The 19,001-nt window shown below is 62.3% G+C and carries 7 protein-coding genes and 1 pseudogene; 2 read left to right on the top strand and 6 right to left on the bottom strand.

Features of this window, described 5'->3' with window-relative positions; all coding sequences use genetic code 11:
* Window positions 1–348: 348 nt before the first annotated feature.
* Together ACLBYD_RS24825 and ACLBYD_RS24830 are read right to left on the bottom strand one after the other, a co-directional pair.
* Window positions 349–621, bottom strand: a complete 273-nt coding sequence (locus tag ACLBYD_RS24825) for a hypothetical protein (RefSeq protein ID WP_447818509.1) — start codon at window positions 619–621, stop codon at window positions 349–351.
* Between the two features lie 151 nt (window positions 622–772).
* Window positions 773–1,840, bottom strand: coding sequence for a potassium channel family protein (locus ACLBYD_RS24830; protein WP_447818510.1), 1,068 nt, complete (start codon window positions 1,838–1,840; stop codon window positions 773–775).
* Window positions 1,841–2,736: 896 nt separating this feature from the next.
* On the opposite strand from ACLBYD_RS24830, the gene ACLBYD_RS24835 reads away from it, so the two are divergent.
* Window positions 2,737–3,096, top strand: a complete 360-nt coding sequence (locus ACLBYD_RS24835; protein ID WP_447818511.1) for an amphi-Trp domain-containing protein — start codon at window positions 2,737–2,739, stop codon at window positions 3,094–3,096.
* 258 nt (window positions 3,097–3,354) lie between these two features.
* Here the strand turns inward: ACLBYD_RS24835 and ACLBYD_RS24840 are convergent, their stop codons facing one another.
* A complete protein-coding gene (locus tag ACLBYD_RS24840) occupies window positions 3,355–5,340 on the bottom strand; it encodes a cutinase family protein (protein ID WP_447818512.1) in 1,986 nt (661 codons plus the stop codon).
* A gap of 1,218 nt (window positions 5,341–6,558) precedes the next feature.
* On the opposite strand from ACLBYD_RS24840, the gene ACLBYD_RS24845 reads away from it, so the two are divergent.
* Window positions 6,559–9,072: a LuxR C-terminal-related transcriptional regulator gene (locus ACLBYD_RS24845; protein ID WP_447818513.1), complete on the top strand. Its 2,514-nt coding sequence runs from the start codon at window positions 6,559–6,561 to the stop codon at window positions 9,070–9,072.
* 734 nt (window positions 9,073–9,806) lie between these two features.
* Here ACLBYD_RS24845 and ACLBYD_RS24850 read toward each other — a convergent pair.
* The 3 genes and pseudogenes from ACLBYD_RS24850 to ACLBYD_RS24860 all read right to left on the bottom strand — a co-directional run bounded on the left by ACLBYD_RS24850 (window position 9,807) and on the right by ACLBYD_RS24860 (window position 12,948).
* The gene (locus ACLBYD_RS24850; protein ID WP_447818514.1) at window positions 9,807–10,133 is read right to left on the bottom strand and encodes a hypothetical protein; all 327 of its coding nucleotides are present in this window, start codon (window positions 10,131–10,133) and stop codon (window positions 9,807–9,809) included.
* A gap of 2,058 nt (window positions 10,134–12,191) precedes the next feature.
* Window positions 12,192–12,479 (bottom strand): annotated as a pseudogene (locus tag ACLBYD_RS24855) (IS5/IS1182 family transposase); the annotation flags it as partial.
* Between the two features lie 130 nt (window positions 12,480–12,609).
* Window positions 12,610–12,948, bottom strand: a complete 339-nt coding sequence (locus ACLBYD_RS24860; RefSeq protein WP_447818515.1) for a histone-like nucleoid-structuring protein Lsr2 — start codon at window positions 12,946–12,948, stop codon at window positions 12,610–12,612.
* Window positions 12,949–19,001: the final 6,053 nt, after the last annotated feature.

Raw genomic sequence — 19,001 nt, forward strand, 5'->3', positions numbered from 1 at the left:
CGCCCCGTCCTCCCTCGAGGGAGAACGGGGCGCCCCAGAATGGTCCGAATCGCAGGGGTGCATCGGACCGCACCCAGAATATCGCATACCGCTACTCGGAGTTACAGCAACTCTCCCTGGCAGACAATGTCGCCGCCGCGATCCTCGCAGTAGTGTTCGGATGCGCCAGGAGCATGTACCACCAACGCGAGGTGCGCCCGGTCGCAACAGAAGTCGTTCCGAACCTCCCTCCGTGTACCTGCTAGCCGGATGGAGCGTGAACAATGGCCGGACCACCGCCAGGTTCGTCGGAACACCACTGACCGCCCGCTCACACTTCTCGGGCTCTCCCCTACCCCACCAGCGGCATCACGCCATCAAAGATGCGGCGAACATCAGAAACACCACGAACAACGCTGCCATCCCCAGACCCGCACCGAGCACCGCGTCACGCTGATTGGACGCCACACCCTTCTCCACGCGGCCCACGCCGATCCACCCACAGACCACCGCGACCAGGCCGGCAGGGATAGTGACGACATCTCCGACGAACGGAACGAGGGCAAAAACCACTGCGATGATCCCGGCGATCAATGCCGCGCTACCGGCCCCATTTCGAAAAACAAAGCCGTCGTCGGTCATTGCGCCTCCCGTTGCACGACGATCAGATGGTCACAATCAGTCCCATGACAGCTGTGAGCCCCGAATGAGTCACATACGGCCGGGAACCGAGCGCACACCTCGAGCTGGCTTCGACACAGCGCGGTGACCGGCCGGCAGACCGACAAGGACATCACGTGGACACCAGACGCAGATACAACAGCTTGTCGTCGGCGGCGATGACACCGAGCTCAGCAGAATCCACCCGAATCAACTGTCCGTCACGGACGACTCCGAGCACGATGACGGGTAGCTCCCGCGGCAGGAGACCGACCTCGTGTGGTTCGACACCGCGTTCGGAGACAACGAAGCCGTCCTCGGGGGTCAACAGGTCCTCGATCATCTCCACCACAGTGGGAGTGGCAGGGGCCAGCCCCAGCAACCGGCCCGCCGTCTCGGCGGAAACCACGACCGTATCGGCACCGGACTGGCGCAACACATGGGTGTTCTCCGACTCGCGCACCGCGACGGCGATGCGCGACTGCGGCGCAAGCTGGCGGGCGGTGAGGGTGACCAGCACGGCGGCGTCGTCACTGTTCACGGCCACGATGATCGAGCCGGCATGCCGGGCTCCGGCCAGTTGCAGCACGTCCGACTTTGTGGCCGAGCCCTGCACGGTCACCAGACCCTGACGCGACGCGATGTCCAGACTCATCGGATCGGTATCGACCACCACGATCTCCGACGGAGCGAGTCCGTCGGCGAGCAGCGCATCGACAGCGCTACGGCCCTTGGTGCCGTACCCGACGACCACGGTGTGACTGCGGGTGCGGCGACGCCACCGCTGGATCTTGAATGCTTGCCGGGAGCTTTCGGTCAACGCCGACAAGGTGGTGCCGACCAGCACAATGAGGAAGAACACCCGCAGCGGCGTGATGACCAGGACATTGACCAGCCGGGCCTGCGGTGTCAGGGGAGTGATGTCGCCGTACCCGGTGGTCGACAGCGACACGGTGGCGTAGTAGATGCAGTCCAACAGCGACAACGGGTTGTCCTGTACGTCACGGTAACCGTCCCGACCCAGATACACCACGATCACCGCCACCATCAGCGTGGCAAGGGCGTAACCGATCCGGCGGACGATCGCCCGGCCCGGGCTGGTCTGCTCCTCCGGTACCCGCAGGACCCCGACCAGGGCGAAGTCGGGACGATCGGTGAGAGTATCCGAGCGCCGCAGCGGCACCCGCAACTTCCCTGCCATCACGACATCCCTGACTCAGCAGCAGTGCCACAGCATCGGCAACTACGGCGTCGAGCGCCCACAGCCGCCTTCGGACCGGCAGCACCTTTGCACCGGTCCATCGTGACACCGACTGCGGAGTTGTAGTCGGCAATCAACTCGGTCCCGGGAAACGCCGAGCCGGCGAGAATGACGCGCATAGTCGTACACCGCTGCGCGAAGCGCTCACACCACCGTGACGTCGGTAACAGCCCTCGTCGTGCTCGCCCGGGTCTATTCGCCCTCACCGCGATGTACGGTGACGACGCGTCGTATCGGGTGTGTCGGATTTCCCGGACGGTCCTGCAGCTCCCCGACTGTTTCCTCGCTCGACAGCATCTGCGTCCGTAGGTCGGCCGGTCAGCGCTTGCACCACCATTTCGAGGTCGTGCGCGGTCACCTCATCAGCCGACGAGCCACCCTCATCTCGAATGGAACGGGCCATGACAACTCCTGACGAAAGAACCGGCGACCGCACTCGACGTCGCAACACGAACAAACCCATCACCGCACACGAACCGGCGCCGGCAGGCACCGGGACCCGACATCATCGGCGGGCCTGCGGCAACAGCGAGTCTAATGCCTGCTCGGAGGTACGTTCGGCAGCGACCAATCGGCCGCACGTAACTCACATCAAGCGACGGAACCCGAACTCGACCAAGCCACAGGCGGCCGCACTCGGCAGGAGGTGCACGTGCGGCGGCTACCGGCATACTCCCCATGTGCGGTCGGCGACACTCTCCGACGAACGCGTCGGGAGGCCCAGCGATCGACCATCTCACCGCACAAGCTTGTCGTCGAGACACCCTCGTTCGTGACACCTACCCACACCGCCGCGGATCCCGTAGATGCATACTGCATCGAGGTCAGGAGTCGCTGTGCCGAAGGTGCAAATCAAGCAGAAGTCACAACTCTCCCGCCCGCAGGTGTCCGAGCGGTTGATTTCGCTCGGACGTGCCTTGGCGACGGGCTCCGAAGTGGACCTGAGGTCGGACGGCGACTCGATTTCGGTCGTTGTCGCCGACCAGCTTCGGTCGGAACTCGAGATAGAGGTGGACGGCGACCAGGGCGAAAAGAAGGCACGGCGTGGCCGGTCCGCACTAGCGCGCCGCCGACTGATCTACTCGCAGCACCCAGTACCGCCTCTGTCACCTGACGTCGATCTCAGTGCTCGACTTTGCCACGACGCCCATTCCGGAACTCGACGATTCGATATGACACGCAACAGAATTGAATAATTTCACCCCGTCAGATTCCTACCGTTCGCACGGCATGTGAACGAAGACGGCTCCGGTCGATCTCCCCGATGCTCGAGGCATCAGCCCGGTGGCCGATATGGAACAAACCCTCGGTGTGGGGGCAGGCGAAGACCGCCATGCCCTTCACTCCCCGGTGGCGTTTACGGACCGTCTTCGCGTCTCCGCGGGTCAGATATCCCCGGTGCTGACAACGACCGCACCAGATCCAGCGGGTAGACGGGTTGTGGGCACGGGGATTCATACGGCACGTCCGATCTGGAGGTCGAGCCAATCCGACAGCCATCGGATGGCGCTGCGGCCGGCATTGTCGACCACGAGGGTGTTGTAGTTGGTGTGAGCATTGGAAGTGAGGAAACTTGCCGCGCTGAGGCCTTCGCTGACCAGCATGGCCAGATCTTCGGCGCCTCGAGACTGTGAGAGCGTGACGAGCGAATCCGACAGTTGGGGCAGATCCGGGTTCGCAGCCTGGCTCGTGATGTTCGTCTGTGTGGCGTTCGTGTGCTTGCCCAGCAGCTCGGGAGCGGTCTTGGTGGCTTTGCCCGAGAGCATGTCGGCGGCCACCGATGCCAGATCCGATCCGACCGGTAGCAGACCGGTCATCGCCGCAGCAGCCCCTACCGGATCGGGAGCCACACCGGGAGGGGGAAGCAACTTCTCCGCGGCCGACCATGCGATCTCCTGAATCCGACCGACGATGTCGGCCAGCCTGATCACGTCGACCTTCGCCAGGATCGAGGCCGCCAATGCGGCGATCTGCGTGGCGCCGGACGGATCCGGGATCACGGCGAGCATCTGGGACACCCACCCCAAGTCCACGGCTGCGGCCATTTCGACCAGGGGCGAGAACTGATTGTTCAACTCGCCTGCAACCTGATGCGCGCCGTGTGCGTCGAGCGCGGCCACCTTCTGCGGTAACACCGTCAGGTTGTGCAGGATGCCCGGCATATCCAGTGAACTCATGCCGGTCGCGACGTTGAGGACCTGGTCGATCATCACCGTCGGTTTGAGCACCGACAACACCCCCGTTGCCGAACCGAGCACGTCGACGGGGGTCGATGCCAGGGGCGCGATCTGCCCGATCAAAGCGTCCGCATCCGCGGCGAGGGCGCGCACCTCCGGAGCAGTAACCGGCAGGTTCAGCGAATCACCTCCGGCCAGCCCGTTTGCTCGGTCGGCAATCTCGCGTGCAGCATCCAACGCGCCCTGAAGGCCGGATTCGCCTGCCCGGCTGAGCACTTCGGCGGCGTTACGTTCCGCTGATCCGTAGGGTGCGCCACCGAGTTGCCCGCTTGCCGCCGGGTTCACGGCGCCGGAGCCGAGGAGGTCGGCTACCGGAACGAGAGTCATAGCGATCGTCTGTGAAGTAGCAGCGACCTGCCCGACGTCGATGTTCGGGGCGGTGAGTTCCCGCCCGAGAGCGTCGACATGGGCGCCCAGTCCCGGTAGGTCCGCTTCGGAAAAGTCGACTGTCAGTGAACCGGCAAGCTGCGTGGTGCTATCGGACACAGAGGCATCGACCGCGCTGGGGGTTCTGCTCAGGATCGAGCCGAGTGAACCAATAAGTGGGTTCGAGCCCTTGTCGATCGAGCAATACAGATCGCCTGGGTCACAGATCGACGCGACCCGCCCGGACAAAACACCCATTCCTTGGGGCCGTGGATCGGCGATGCCCTGTCCGGACGTACGTGGCCCGACCGTAGCCACTCCTTCCGTTCCGGCGCCGGGATCGGCCAGCAACCCCACCGCGAGCACACGGCTCGCGTCGATCGGCCCGTTGCCGTTACCGATATCAGAGGCGATGTCCCCTGCAGCATCAGCGCCCTGCGAGTAACCGATCATCGTGAATTTCGTACCGGGGCACGAATTCGCGACATCCTCGAGTACCCGTTCGGCCTTGGACACTGCGTCAGCCTTGCTGTCCGCGTAGGTGTGGCCGTTGTCGAAGGCCCGGGCCATGTACGGCAACGTGTAGACCTCTACCGCGCTGCCGTGAACGCTCCTCAGTGCGTCCGCCACAGGTGCGAGCATGCCCGCCGGTTGGGCCGGGTCGGCGTTCTCATGAGTCTCCCACGTGCCGGGGATGAACAGATTGAACGTCGGCTTGCACTCGGCCGGCACGGCCCGAGCGGCCGCAGGCGCGGTGACCAACGTGCCACCACCGGCGACGATCATGGTGGTGATCAACGCAACGGTGCGGCGGGACCTCGAACGTCGGGCAGGCATTGGCACCTCTGATGACCGAAAGGGCATGTACGTGCCTACATTCACCTACCACTGCGATTTCACCAACGCAGTGAGCTGCTGTCTTCGAACCACCTTCTACCCTGTGATCAGCGCAAACAGCAGGCCTTCGGATACCCCTACGGCACAGGCAAAGAAGTCATCCCTACGGATGCATCCCGGCAATCGTTCAGCGGGCGGTCCTTTCGATCCACTCCGCCGGTGCCGCGTGGGTGATGTAATCCGGCATGGACGACGACCGCCGGTGCTGTGAGCTGTTCACGGGCCGAGGGTGACGACGCGGACAGCCACTTCTTCCGGACCGGGAAGGGCACCGATGCCGCGCCTGCCGGGACACTTCACCAGGGGGGAAGGTGCACCGTGGCAGGTGTTCACCCGTGCGCGGTAGAACGCAGGCACGAACGCGCACGGGAAACACTCGAGATGACACCCATTCGAGCGCCGACAGGGCTCGTCGCGGCTGAAAATCCTGGGACGCACGTCAACGCCCCTCGGCAGTCGACCAGCTATGCGATCGCGCGCCACCATCGGTCTTCTTCCTCCTGCTTTTCCAGCGCGACAGAATATTCCGCGGCACAGTCGGGTGAGCACAGTCCGTCGTACTCACCCGTGGTGGTGATGTGCTGCCGGCACACCGCGCATCGGGGAAATGAATCACAAGCAGGGAACCGGGTCATTCTCAGTGTTGCACTGACGACGATCAGGACTGCCGCAGCGCAGCCGAATACGACGGCAACACTGTGTTCCCGGAACAGGACAGCAGCCACTGCACACATGACGGCCGAGAAAGCGACGGCGGCCGGCGCTTGGTGAAGGTTCACGAATCGTAGGTCGAATCAGCGACCCTGTCTGTTACCGGTGAGCAGATGGGACGCGAAGTCCAGGCCGAGGCGGGGCGGGCATCGACATATCGGCGCCCATCGTGACCTCCACTTCCCGTAGTGGACCCCGCTCCTTTCCACGTGACGCGGCATCGTACGCATGCGAGGAACCCGTCAGACGTCGATAGCCACCGGGAAATCATCCGACGACCCCGCGAGAGTTGCGCCACTTTCCAACTGTTGCACCGCCCGAGCCCTGAACCCCACGATAAAATGTGTATTGCTTTTTGTATTAGCCAGATGGGTCTGCGCAGGTTGTCGGGGTCTGCGCTCATCCACCGAATGGAAGCTGAGGTTCCCGACAGTGTTGGACAGCGACATGTCCCCTCGTGCTCGGTTGTTCGCAACATTGTCGGGCACGACGCAGCTGGTCGTCGTACAGGGCAACCGGTTCTCGGGAAAAACGGTCCTGGCGCGGTCGTGGCTGCTGAGCAAAGCAGATCCCGACGCACTCGTCGTACCCGTGACTGCTCCCGCCGGCACCAGCACCCCAGACGCGTACTGGACGGACGTCCTTTCGGCGGTATACGCGCGAACCGGCGCCACACGAGCGGAAAGCGGACTTGCCTCGTTCGATGCACTCGCCGCCGTGCTCTCTGCACTGCAGCAACAGATCGTGTTGATCCTCGACGCTGTCGACCGCGTCCACCGGATCGAACCGCACGTCGCCGCTCTGCTCGATCTCTGCCCCCACCTTCGGATCATCGCCACCACACGGACACCCGGAGATTGGCAGCAGGTGGTCGACGCGGCCGCCCACCGCACAATCCTCTCGGCGGCCGAGCTTGTATGCACCGACGAGGAAACCATCGCGATTCTCGGCGCAGCAGCGGTGCCACAGACTCAGCGCACGGTGCAATGGATCACTCGTCGCACTACAGGACTACCGGCTCTGGTCGACGCCGTGCGCGAGAGCTTGCAACAACACACTGCAGGCTCCCTCGAGATCGTCATCGACGACCTCGACGAACTTATCGATCATGCGATCGATCGAGCGGTGCTGCGCGCTCTCGACGATCCCGACGTCACACCGCTGCGGCGATCGATCCTCGCATCCTCAGCCCTGGCCGCACTCCCAGAAGAGCCCTCGAGCACCGACCGCTCGGACTTCTCACTGCCAGGTGTCTCCGACATTGTCGCCTTCACCCACACCATGATCGCTGCCGGCTTCCTCGACCCCAGCCCGCACGAAGGGGAGGACAGCGGTCCGCGGAGGTGGTGTTATCCCGAACCGGTCCGTGCCTCACTGCGACGCATCGCCGAGCACCGACATCCAACCGACCTGCACGTCACCGAGACCGCAACGATCGATGCACTACTCCGCGCAGGGGATCCGCACACCGCACTGACCCACGCCATCGACGGCAGCCACTGGGAGCGTGCTCTCGACATCGTCGACGAACACTGGACAACGCTGTACACCGGCGGTTTCCTCGACACACTCGGTGCAGCACTGGTCGAACGCATTCCCACAGAGATCGCCGACACCCACCCCACGATCAAAGCCATCCGTCGATTACACCGGCAGTTCTCCGCACCGCGCGATGTCCCCGTGGTCACCGCCGAACCCGACGTCGCGGTCGGTATCGGACCCGAACCTGCCGAAGTCGTCATGCGCGCAATGATGCTGCGGATCGACGGCCAGTTTCTCGAGGCCGCCAAAGTCTGCGATGCCGCCTCCGGCCACCCGTTGCCGGTCTTCGACGAACTCGACGAGCACATCCGCCACGCCTACGCCTTCTACTACCTCCATGTCGGCATCACCTATCTGCTCGTCGACCGAACCGACGATGCGACCGCGATGTTCCGGCGCGCGCACGTCGCCGGAGCAGGGACGTTCGTCGAACGCGACGCCGCCGGAAAACTCGCGCTCACCTGCGCGCTGGAAGGCACGCTGGTCGATGCTCACGCATGGATCGACGAGGAGCGACGCCACCCACCCTTATCGGGCGACAGCGAAAAGCTCGTCCGTACCGCCGGCTGCGTGGCCGCCGCGCTCGTCGCACTCGACGAACTCGAGCCTGACACCGCGCTCGACATCCTCACCGAGCTCGGCACCCCTGCCGACAACGAGGAGTTCTGGGCTTACGTCCTCTACACCCGCGGACACCATGCACTGCTCACCGGTATGCCGACCGACGGCCTGCGGTTCATCGAGTCCCACCTACAGCGCTACTCGACACTGCGCACCGACGGCTTTTCCGCAACCCTGATCGACGCAGTGCTGGCGGATCTGCATCTCGCGTGCGGCGATTTCGATCGAGCCGAAGACCTGATCGCAACATCCACCCACTCCTCGGCAGTGCCGGTGCGTGCGCGGGCGCGGTTGCTCGCTGCGGATCCGGCCGGCGCCCAGCAGATCGTCGACCAGTACTTCGCCACCTCGGCCGGTCCCGTCCGCACCTCGATGGAACTGGCCGTGCTCGGTGCCGCCACAGCCGCTGCCCTCGACGACGTCGACGACGCTCGCGGGCACCTCGAACGGGCCGTCACCTTGTCACGGCACTCCGGGACGCTGCGCCCCTTCGTACTGCTGCCGTCGGCAATGCAGACCGCACTGGCAGACCTCAGCGTCGAACTACCCCTCGACCTGAGCCGCACCGCCACACGCTTTCCCACCTTTCCGGTCTACCGACCGCTGCTGACACTGACCGCACGCGAGCGCGCCGTGCTCGACGCTCTGCTCTCCGGACGAACAGTCACTGCCATTGCCGCATCACAGTTCGTCAGCGTCAACACCGTCAAAACCCAACTGCGTTCTCTCTACCGCAAACTCGGCGTCCACAATCGCAAGGACGCCGTCGCTGCCGCACGGCGCCTACACCTCGACTAGAACGGTCTCCGGTTCGACCTCGGGATCGGTGTCCTTCGGTGAGCGGGGTACGCGAGATCGACCAGCAGCGTGCCGAACTGTTGGCGGACGGATCTATGCAGTTTCGCGCTTACCGCAGCCGCTTACGCCTCGGCCGGACAAGCACACAGAGGACACGAGCATCGAAAGTTCACCACCGCCTCGCTTTCGAATCCGGCAGTCTCGTACCGATCGGTCACCTTCGCGGCACGCTGTGCGTACGCATCGGCGGCACCTTCAGTGATGCCGCCGGACATACGGCCGCGAACCTGTCTCGATGGATGATCTCATCGAGATCCGTATGGGCTTCGGAGATGATATGTGCCCGATGCTGAGAGAGACGATTCCGGGCGCAATCGAGAGCATGGTCGCTCCCGTCCGCGCGACCCATGCATCCCCCTCCATGTCCGAGCACCGAGCAACCGCCGCCAGCGGTGCAGATTCCTCTAGATGTGTGGCATGACTTTGTCGAGGTGCAGCACGACGCCCGACCACGAGCATCATCTCCAGCAACACTGCCGAGAGTGATATTCTCAAACATGTTATGTTGCAATTGAATACATTGATTATGAACCAGCCCAGTTGACGCCCTGATTCTACGACACGCAGATCCCCCCTCTTTCCGACATGGCTTACAAATAACTTTTTCGTCACCGTGACACTGGTGCAGTGACGTGGACGGGTGGAGGTGCGAAAGTCCGTGCGTTCCTCCACCGTCAAAAGGTCCAAGATCCGGGCGGAAGAGTCCCCATTCCTTCCGAGGGCTGGTTTACCGCGGTAAACCAGCCCTCGCCGAGCATTCTTACGTCACCGTAAAGCGCTCCGAGTGACAATTGACCGCTCGGTTCGACACCTACGTAGCGGCCGGTGGCCCGCAAGTGCACATAGTCGACCCGCCCCGCCGGTTCTTTTCGGACAACGTTACCGATACCGCAGAGCTTCAACCCTTTACGCCCCTGCAGCAGCTTCATATTTACTTTGCACAGGCATCTATAGCTGGCGTACAGCTTGGGCGCTTCTTCGGTCGAGTCCAGCGATGCCACGTGCTCACACCATTGCAGAGCCGAAGAAGTGCAGGAATCTTCGGCTCCCCAACGGGTGCACCGGATCGGAGCGGGCCGACCTTATGCCGCGCGTGTGCGCCAATGCGGCGACCCCTCAGCGCCTGTGCCGTCCCCACGACCTCGTCCATTGTCGGGCCGTTCGATCATGCCGGGAAGTCCGTTCCACTCCCCGCAATCGGGCATTGCGAAACGACCGGAATCCGATGGTGGGGGTGACTATCAAGAATGGGCGGGGATCTGGCATATGTCGCGATTGGCGGCTGGTGCGTGACCTACCACAGCCATGGCATTGCGAGTACTTGAGGTCGCAGCCGATCGCGGGGCCCGAGTGGACCAGGTCACTTGCGGCGCAATCTGACTCGGGTCCTTTCCGCCATTCCAGCTCAGGTACCCGACGAACTCGTATGCGCAAGCCTGCGCTGCTATGCGCGGTACTGGTGCGCAAACCCGAGTTCAGGGTCTCGCGCACCCGCAGACCACGGCACTGTACGCACTGAACCGACAGCTGCTCAGACGCGCCCGATCGGGAAGTTTTGCCTTCGGTCGACCGCCGTCCCGGCTGCCGTCACGCAAACTCGGCTTGATTTTTGGCACTGAGTAGCATAACTATGGTTGAACACTAGATGACAGTTGCCGTCGCTTGGGCTGATCCGCCCCGGCGATTGCTTCCGGCACGCGAGTGGTGACTCCATCACGAGCGGCAGGCACGTCCTCCCGCGGGATGTCCTCGACTCAACCGGACGGCGCACAAACAAGGAAGAACGTTTTCTTATGATTTCCACCCTCGTGATCCGTCCCTTGGCTCGCGCGATCGCAGTCGTCCTGATCGTTGCCGATACCGCCCTCGCCACTCGGGTGCCGGCGTTGCCCGATTGGGATGAATCGGGCGCAGCTGTCCGCAACTGACGTAGCGTCATCCGTCCTCTCGAGGATGATCGCAAAGAACAGCGGAGCAATGCCTCCCCCTCGTCTCACGTGTAGCCCCTACCGTCTCCATAAGCACGGAGCCGCCACGAGGACCGTTCTGCGGTCGGGAACCCCAGGCGCGGCAGCGTGGGTGAATTCGGAACGCCGTGCCCACTCGACGTTCTCCATCAAGAGACCCCGCGAGAGCCCTCTGCTCGAACCGGATCGTCGGCTACTCGAGGTCTTGCTGGTTCTGAAATCTCACCTGATCGGCAAGGATGACCAGCGGACGGAAGCCTATCCGTCCCAGACGAGTAGCTACGCGCCACCGTCCCCGGTCTCCCGCCGCACGACATATCCTTGACGGTCTGGCCTTGTGCGGACATGAGCACCACGATGGCTCGTCGCAGTTTGATCGGGTCCTTGGCGGTGCGGCTGATCTTCTGCAGCCGTCGCCCTTCCTCCATGGTCAACGTTCGGACGAACACACTGGGTTGACGTGCCACGACCACCTCCTTGTCTCGACTCGGAGACAGTCTGACGTGGACGCGTCGGTCAGCCGCGGATTACCCGGTCAACAATCCGTGACGAACCACTAGACCATCGACCGCGGCGCTGCCTGCCCGTCAACACAGCCCCAAAACCCCGCTCCGGACCGATTGCCGACGACGAGCATCGACCTCCTCTCGTCCGAACCCACAGGTGACGTCGTCAACGCGCGGCGACAGCAGACTATCGCTCCGTAGTTCGCGGTCTTCACTCGCGGCGCCGGGGCCACGACGAGAAACGATAGGACGGCCCGCTCGTCGTCAGGTAGTTCGCCGTCGCGCTCCTTACGGACCTTGCGGTACAACCACTCCCGCCTGCTCACCATCTCGGGTGACATATGTACTGGGAACTTCTCCGCCATCGTACTTCTCACTGTCGCCTGCGCGTTCAAGCACGATCGTGTGGTACCTCCTGTCGATGTACACCGGAGGCCAAGCTGGTCAGTCGAAACCGATTGCGTCCAAAGCGACTTCGCCTCCCTTCGGCAAGTTCTGGATAATGCGGCGATCCGCTGCCGATCAACCCATCGACCGAGACGGAAGCCGTCGTCAGTGACGAAATCCCGATCGACGACAACTCGATCCCATGTTCGAGCACTTCGTGCAGGTCAAGGGCGTGCGCAGCGATCACGTCGATGCCTTCGTGCAGGTAGCGGTAGGCGGTGGCCACCGACACGCGGGCATCGCGCGCGAGGGCGGCGATATCGGTGCCGTCGCGGAACCACCGCAGCACCATCACAGCCTGGACGTAGACGGTCGCGGCCCGCTGCCACGGCCGGCGATCGGTCCTGCGGCGGTGGGCGCTCAGAACACGGGCGACGAAGGCCAGGGTGTGCTCGGGCACGTCGAGCGTGGCACGATAGGTGATCACGTGGGGTCCTGCTTCGGGAATGAATTTCTTGGTCGAAACCACTCCCTACCAGGCCGGACCCCACGTCCTTACTCCACCCTGGTCCCCGACTCGGCACGGCTCTCATCAGCGCACTTCTAGTGAGAAAACCTCAGTGAGCAGCGACATACTCGTCGACGAGGGACTGAGGCAGACGTCCTCGAGCAGGAACCTCGAAGCCTTCCTCAACTGCCCACTCTCGAATCTCCTTGGGGCTCGGAGAATTCGAATCGGATGAGCGAGCCGATCCGGCGCGCCTCTTACGTCCTCCGACACGGGTCGCATGCTCGACGTAGTAATCGATCTTCTTCCGGAAGTCGCGAGCGTTCTTCTTGTTCAGGTCGATGGTGTACTCCACCCCATCGACAGCGAAACTGATGGTTTCTCCGCCATCCTCCAACGCAGTTCCATCGATGTCGTCGAAAGTCTCCACGATTGTTCTACGCGCCACAGGTTGATCTCCTCTTCGAATGCATCCGACCGGACTCCAAGTAGCCTCTTGTCACCAAAGGCAAACCAACTCCGAAACCAACATCACCGACCTGAACAAGTCTACTCAGAAATTATCGCACGACTGCGACAATCCAGCGCCCCAGAACTCATCGCCGACAAGCGGCATAGAGGTCCGTAATCCCTTGCCCGTCGCGGTCCGTCACCCGTATACGGCATCAGACAACCAGTCCCCATCCCCTTCATACAGCCGGCACACGCCACCTCGGACGGTTATCGCACCGTGGTCCGCAATACCATCGAATAGACCCGTGACCACATAACAGCGGCAGCGGTCCGGATCGGGTCAGTTGCACACGACACCCCTCGGACATGACACCCAACATCCGAGGGTTCATGCGACCGACTGCATCGCCCCTCAGTCCTACAGCCATATCCGCTCCCTGGTGATGCCCCACGAGTCAGCAAGCACGACACCAGACTTCGAACCCAAGGTATGACTCGTGAATTCTCTGGCATCACATCGGCCACGAGAGCGTTCGGTGCGGCGCCCCCGTGGTAACACCATCCTTACCGGTCGGAACAAGCCCGCAATTCGGTTCGCGCAGCGGTTCATCGGTGCCGTTCGTACCACCGACAGAGTGATGCCGTCCGAAGCGACCGACAGGCTTCGGCTTCGTTTCACGTGCCCACGACGGGTTTCACCGACGGACGGGTGGCGATTCTGAACACATTCCTCGCACGCACCCCTAAACATTGAGAGTCCGACCTGGTGAGCCGATCCTGGTTCGAGCCGACCTCCCCGTCGGTTAGCCCAGCACCGACCGCGACCTGACGCTTGGAACAACACAGTGGAGAAACCGTCACGGTCATCGAGGCAACGGTACGTGCGACCTACGAAAGCCGGCCATATCACGTCAAGATCGCGCACTGCTGCAGCCGCATCCCGCCAAGGACCACAGACAACGCAGCGGTTGCCCTACCGAATCCGCACCGTGCGAAGCCCCACCCGACGGCCGCGGCGGGTTGATGGAGGACCTTCCTCAGCACCATGTAGAAAAGTACTCTCTACGACGCGTGATTCTGGCAAGGCCGATCCTGGCGCAGGTCCCACGCCGTGAAGACCCCTTCGTGAAACGGTCAGCATCCGTCCGCAGTTGCGCGTACTGAACCCCTCCCCCACTCGAGTCGACACCGACCCACTCGAAGTTGCCCTACGTCTCACTCGCGTGCTCATCCCCGGCCGGTCCCCCGGTGCCCAGGATGCCGCGCGACGAACATCAACTCTTCCCGGCGCGCGACGCATCTACGGGTGAACCTGTCGGCGACGCGCAATTCACGATCACGCCCCGACCCGCAGACGCCATGAGCGCCCGGGATCCATGTCAGCTCGCCCGCACGTCACACAGACGACTCGAGAGCGCCATGACGATCGTGCGCAAGGCACAGACCGTACGCCTGGACACTCTGCGCACCCCGTGTAACTGAAGCACGCTCCATCGGTCACCGCACAGCGCCTCATCCGAGTCGACGCGCTACCCCTGGGCTCATCAACGCAGTTACACCCGGTCACGGCGTGCAGGGCACGGGGGCTTGCTCGGAGAGTCCAAGATGCCTGTCTCTGCCGGCATCCGCCGCGTGAGGGAACTTGTTCTCGGCCGCGACGTGCACGTCTGGGACCTCGTCTACGGCCACACGTTCACCCCGCTTCACCCTGCTGTATCTACCCGCCGCGCCTCTCCGATTCAAGAACGTCGGAAGCGGTCCGATTGCGTGATCGAACCCTCTCACTGCCAGCAGTACCTGACCCTCGGCGGCGGCTCCTACAGTCTGCGCGGTGCCACCCCCGAGTGCGCAACACGCCGGATGTCACCGAAGAGAGGGCCCACGGCACGCCGGGGACGGTAGACACCGACCTCTACTCCAACTCCCCTGATTTCACCCGGCTACGCGAAATCGTGGATCTGAGGGCACGATTCGTAATTACGGCCCGCCCGCGTTTCTGCCCACGTTTCACGTGCCATCGACTCGAGAAAATAAATTCGACCCGGTACGCGACATGAGGAGGATGATGTGATGAAATTACTGCGAACAATATAAACCGACCGGAGGAGATCGAACCGTACCCATCGCACACAACTACATGACGCTTGGACAGCACATGACAAAGCCCCCTTTCGGGGGCTCGTCATTCGGTCGAATTTTGCCGAGATCGACCGGAACTCCGAACACCTAACGGCGTTAGTTTTAACCGTCACCGTCAGGTGTCCTTTAGGGGCCGAAGTTGCCGCTTCGACTCCATTTTGTGCTTTCACCAGGGATTTCCTTGCCGAGATCCCCGATTCCCCGAAGGGACTTACCTTGCCTGGTACGTCTCAGGGTACCCCATGCCCTGAACAGCAAACAACCTTTTCGACGACCTCTGATGGACAGATCACACGCCCGGAGGTAGAAATCGTCGCTTCTCCCCTCTCCGATTTCGGCAATATCCAATATTCCAACGCGGTGTCTCGCGCGAAATCGAATATCGAACGAGTCGAGAGAATTAATGAGGAAAGCGACCAGCGCGGCCGCACGTGGTCAATTCCTGTCTCACCCCAATTGCAGGCCAGAACCCCCATTTGGTCGGGACGCGCACAATGGCAACGCCAAGTCCGCGAAATTCTCAACCGGGAAGAAGGCAAAAGGCTCTGCCGGCACCATCACGCCGATCCCGAACGTGTCTTTGCCGTCGCGGTGAGCATGGCGTCGTTTGCGGATCAGCGGACAGGCCGGCGCGTCACAGCGTCCCGCGAGGTAATTGCAGAACGCGCAGGGGTTTCCGTCACTGTTCTCAAGCGCGCTCGACGAGTGCTGGCCGAGCTCGGCCTGGCCCGCGAAATGGTCCGAGGACGTTTCCTACGTACCCTCGAACAGTGGGCAGCTGAAGCGCATCACGGACGTAAACAGGTCAAGGCCACCAGTGTCTGGGCTCTAGTCTCCCCCGCGGCAGTTGTCCTTCGGAGCACGCGCGATCGCACGGCTCAGGCGACGCCCCCCGCGCGTCGCTGCACCAGAGCGCCCGCGACAGCCAACGAAGCTCGTCGGGTGCGTTATCCACAGAATCGTGAGCATGGCCCCCAATCTGTGGCTCTATCTTTTGGTATTTGTACTTCTGTTAAGAAGTACAAGACAACGCGCGCGAGCGCGCGCGGCCTCGATAACTCACACAAACAACCTCGGGAACCGCGCTCAATCGGCCTCCAGATGGCCGCTGCGGGCCTAGTTGCGCATGTTCCATGTCTGGACACTGGCGAGCACATCGGATCCGTCTGCGAGGCTCTCAGGGACCATTACGTCGATCCTGAGCGTTGGACTGGTCGCGATATCGCAGTTGCGCTTACCGAAGACACCCGTCGACGTGGATGGACTTGGCCTACACGGGAGTCGCTGAAGCATCCCGTCCGGTACCTTCGATGGAGGCTTGCCGCTATCGACTGGTCACTCCCCTCCCCTACCGAGCGTGCCGAGGCCGCGAAACGACACCGCGACGCCGAACGCCAAGCAGCTGCCTCCGCCATGGCGGAACGAATCGAGAAGACGGCGTCGGAAGGCGTTCGGATCGCCGCCATGGCAAGGATCCGGGGTCTGCTACAGGAAAAACGTTCAAAGGAAACGATCCGGGATCGTACGAGCTGACGCCAAGCATGAGACCTACAATCGGCGGAAACGTCGAGTCGAACGGGACGCGTGCTTCCGAGGTATGTCGGCGCAGCGATTGGCGCGCACCGCTGGTTTACCGCGGTAAACCAGGAGACTCTCCTAGCGCTGCAGAGTGAACCACTGCTGAGGCAAGTACCCGCGTTTGACTCCAACATGCGGTTTACCGCGGTAAACCGCGCTTGTATTCCCGCCTCTCGTCTGATGAGTTCATCGCGGGCCCCACTACGTCGTGATGGCGATCACCTGCGTGCCCACCATTATTCTGTGGATCACAGTGACGCCGGGGAGCGGCAATGCAATTCAAGTATGCGCCTCGGGTGAAGCACCGCTGCTGGCGGCATGTCCGTGGTTTACCGCGGTAAACCACAGATTCGAAGGACCCTAACTGCATTGCTCCCGCTGCCCGGCACTAGGCATCACCTAGACTCCCTCGTCGGTTTAGCGCGGTAAACACAGATCGTGAACGGGCCGGAGCGCAGATCGGTGACGACCCGTGACGATCACACGGACTTGTCCGTCCCTCGGCTGGCCGAACTTCAGGCCCGAACACCCCGCACAGCGTGACTCGCGGTTTACCGCGGTAAACAAGGAGTGCGCTCCATTGACTTTCGCCTCGAACCGCCCCGGTTTACCGCGGTAAACAACGAAACCGTACCCGCTGATTCGAGGACCAACGTGCGAGCTTCGTTCGCGATGACATGACGTTGGTTTACCGCGGTAAACCAACGAGTCGCGCATGCGGTGACGTTTTGTTGAGGCGCACCCTGGCGACCGAAACGCATTGGTGGTTCCGCCGCATTCTGAAGCCGACAGGTAGGGGAGAAACTTCCGTCGATCAGGCACATCTGTCGCGGGGACGTTCCCTCTACCGCGATCGACGACCGTCGGGTTATAGAGGACTCCACCAAGCGGTTTACCGCGGTAAACCGTCGAGCGATTAGAACTGGGCTAGCGCCACGGCAATGAAGGGACGATCGGATAGTTCAGCGTCTTTATGGTTTACCGCGGTAAACCTCGGCTGCTCCTGCGGCGCCTCCTGCTGAGATTTCTGGCTGAACAACTGTATCCCTCGGCCAGGAAACGGATCCCGCACGTAAGTATGGATAGCGACCTAGGGGAGTAATGAGCTAGGTGGGCGTGGTTAACCGCGGTAAACCACGCCAGTGGGTAGAAGGGGCACTCGGAGGGAACACCCGACGCGAGTCAAAGTAAGCCTTGTGCCTCCAGCGCCACAGTTAGGACTCTGTCGGGACGGGTCGCCGCACATCTCTTCCCGCTCAGGAGCAAGGAAACTGGTTTACCGCGGTAAACCCGCGTAGGCCACTCACGTCCGTGATACCTCCCGACTCGCGCCTGCCGGGAAACGGCAGTGACGCGAGCGGGGGAGGACTTGCCGATGGCGAAAAGGGGATGGTTTACCGCGGTAAACCCGCCTAGCCACTCACGTTCGTGATGCTTCCCGGCGTGCGCCTGCCGGAAACGGCAATGACGCGAGCAGGTGAGCGCTTACCGACGGACGAAGAGGGGATGGTTTACCGCGGTAAACCATCCTTGGGTGCTACTTCTCAGAGGACGGGGCTGTGTTGATGTCGAGAGTCGCGAGCTCAAGAAGAGAGCTAGGGAGACAATCTCGATCGCCCTGTTTACCGCGGTAAACAGAGTCATTCTTCACAGGCCCTTGGAAGCGATGGCTCTCTGCTGCTTCGACGCACACACCCCTGCTCCGCGGGGGAGGAACGCTAGTGGTTTCGGCGGGGGAGAGGTCGAAAGACAGTGCTCACTTCAGATCAACACATCTCACCAGTGACGGCCTCCGCGACTATCTGGCTGCAACCATTGCAGAATTCGAGACCGCTCATGGGGGTGTTGCGAGAATGCTGAGCCAGCCTGTGCATGAGCGCACTACATGCGGAACGTCGCTTCAATGTTCCAAAAGCAGCGCCATGGGCGATCATCGATCCCACGGACTTCGTCCGCCGATGAGCGAAGCGTCGACGTCAGGATCTGCTGCAGTTTACCGCGGTAAACCACAGAGTCAGCACGCGGCGCCGGACGATAGTCAGAGCAAGGCAACGACTGTCCTCAGCACCGCCAGAACCAGAATCTTGGTCAAACTCCGGCGATCTCGGTCGTAGCAGCGCTATTCCTGTCGCAAAACAGAATCGCGACCGTCATCGAGTGGAACATGGGCAGCACACAATCGTCACAGTGACGAAATAACACCAGGGTTGGGATACCCGAAGAATCGTACGATCCGCGTTGTCTCACGCTGCTCGCACGATCCCATCACGACGACGACGCCGACACGCCGAAGCAATCAAAGATTTCTCTGCCCAGAACCTAGTCGGACTC

Source organism: Rhodococcus sp. C26F (assembly GCF_053345925.1).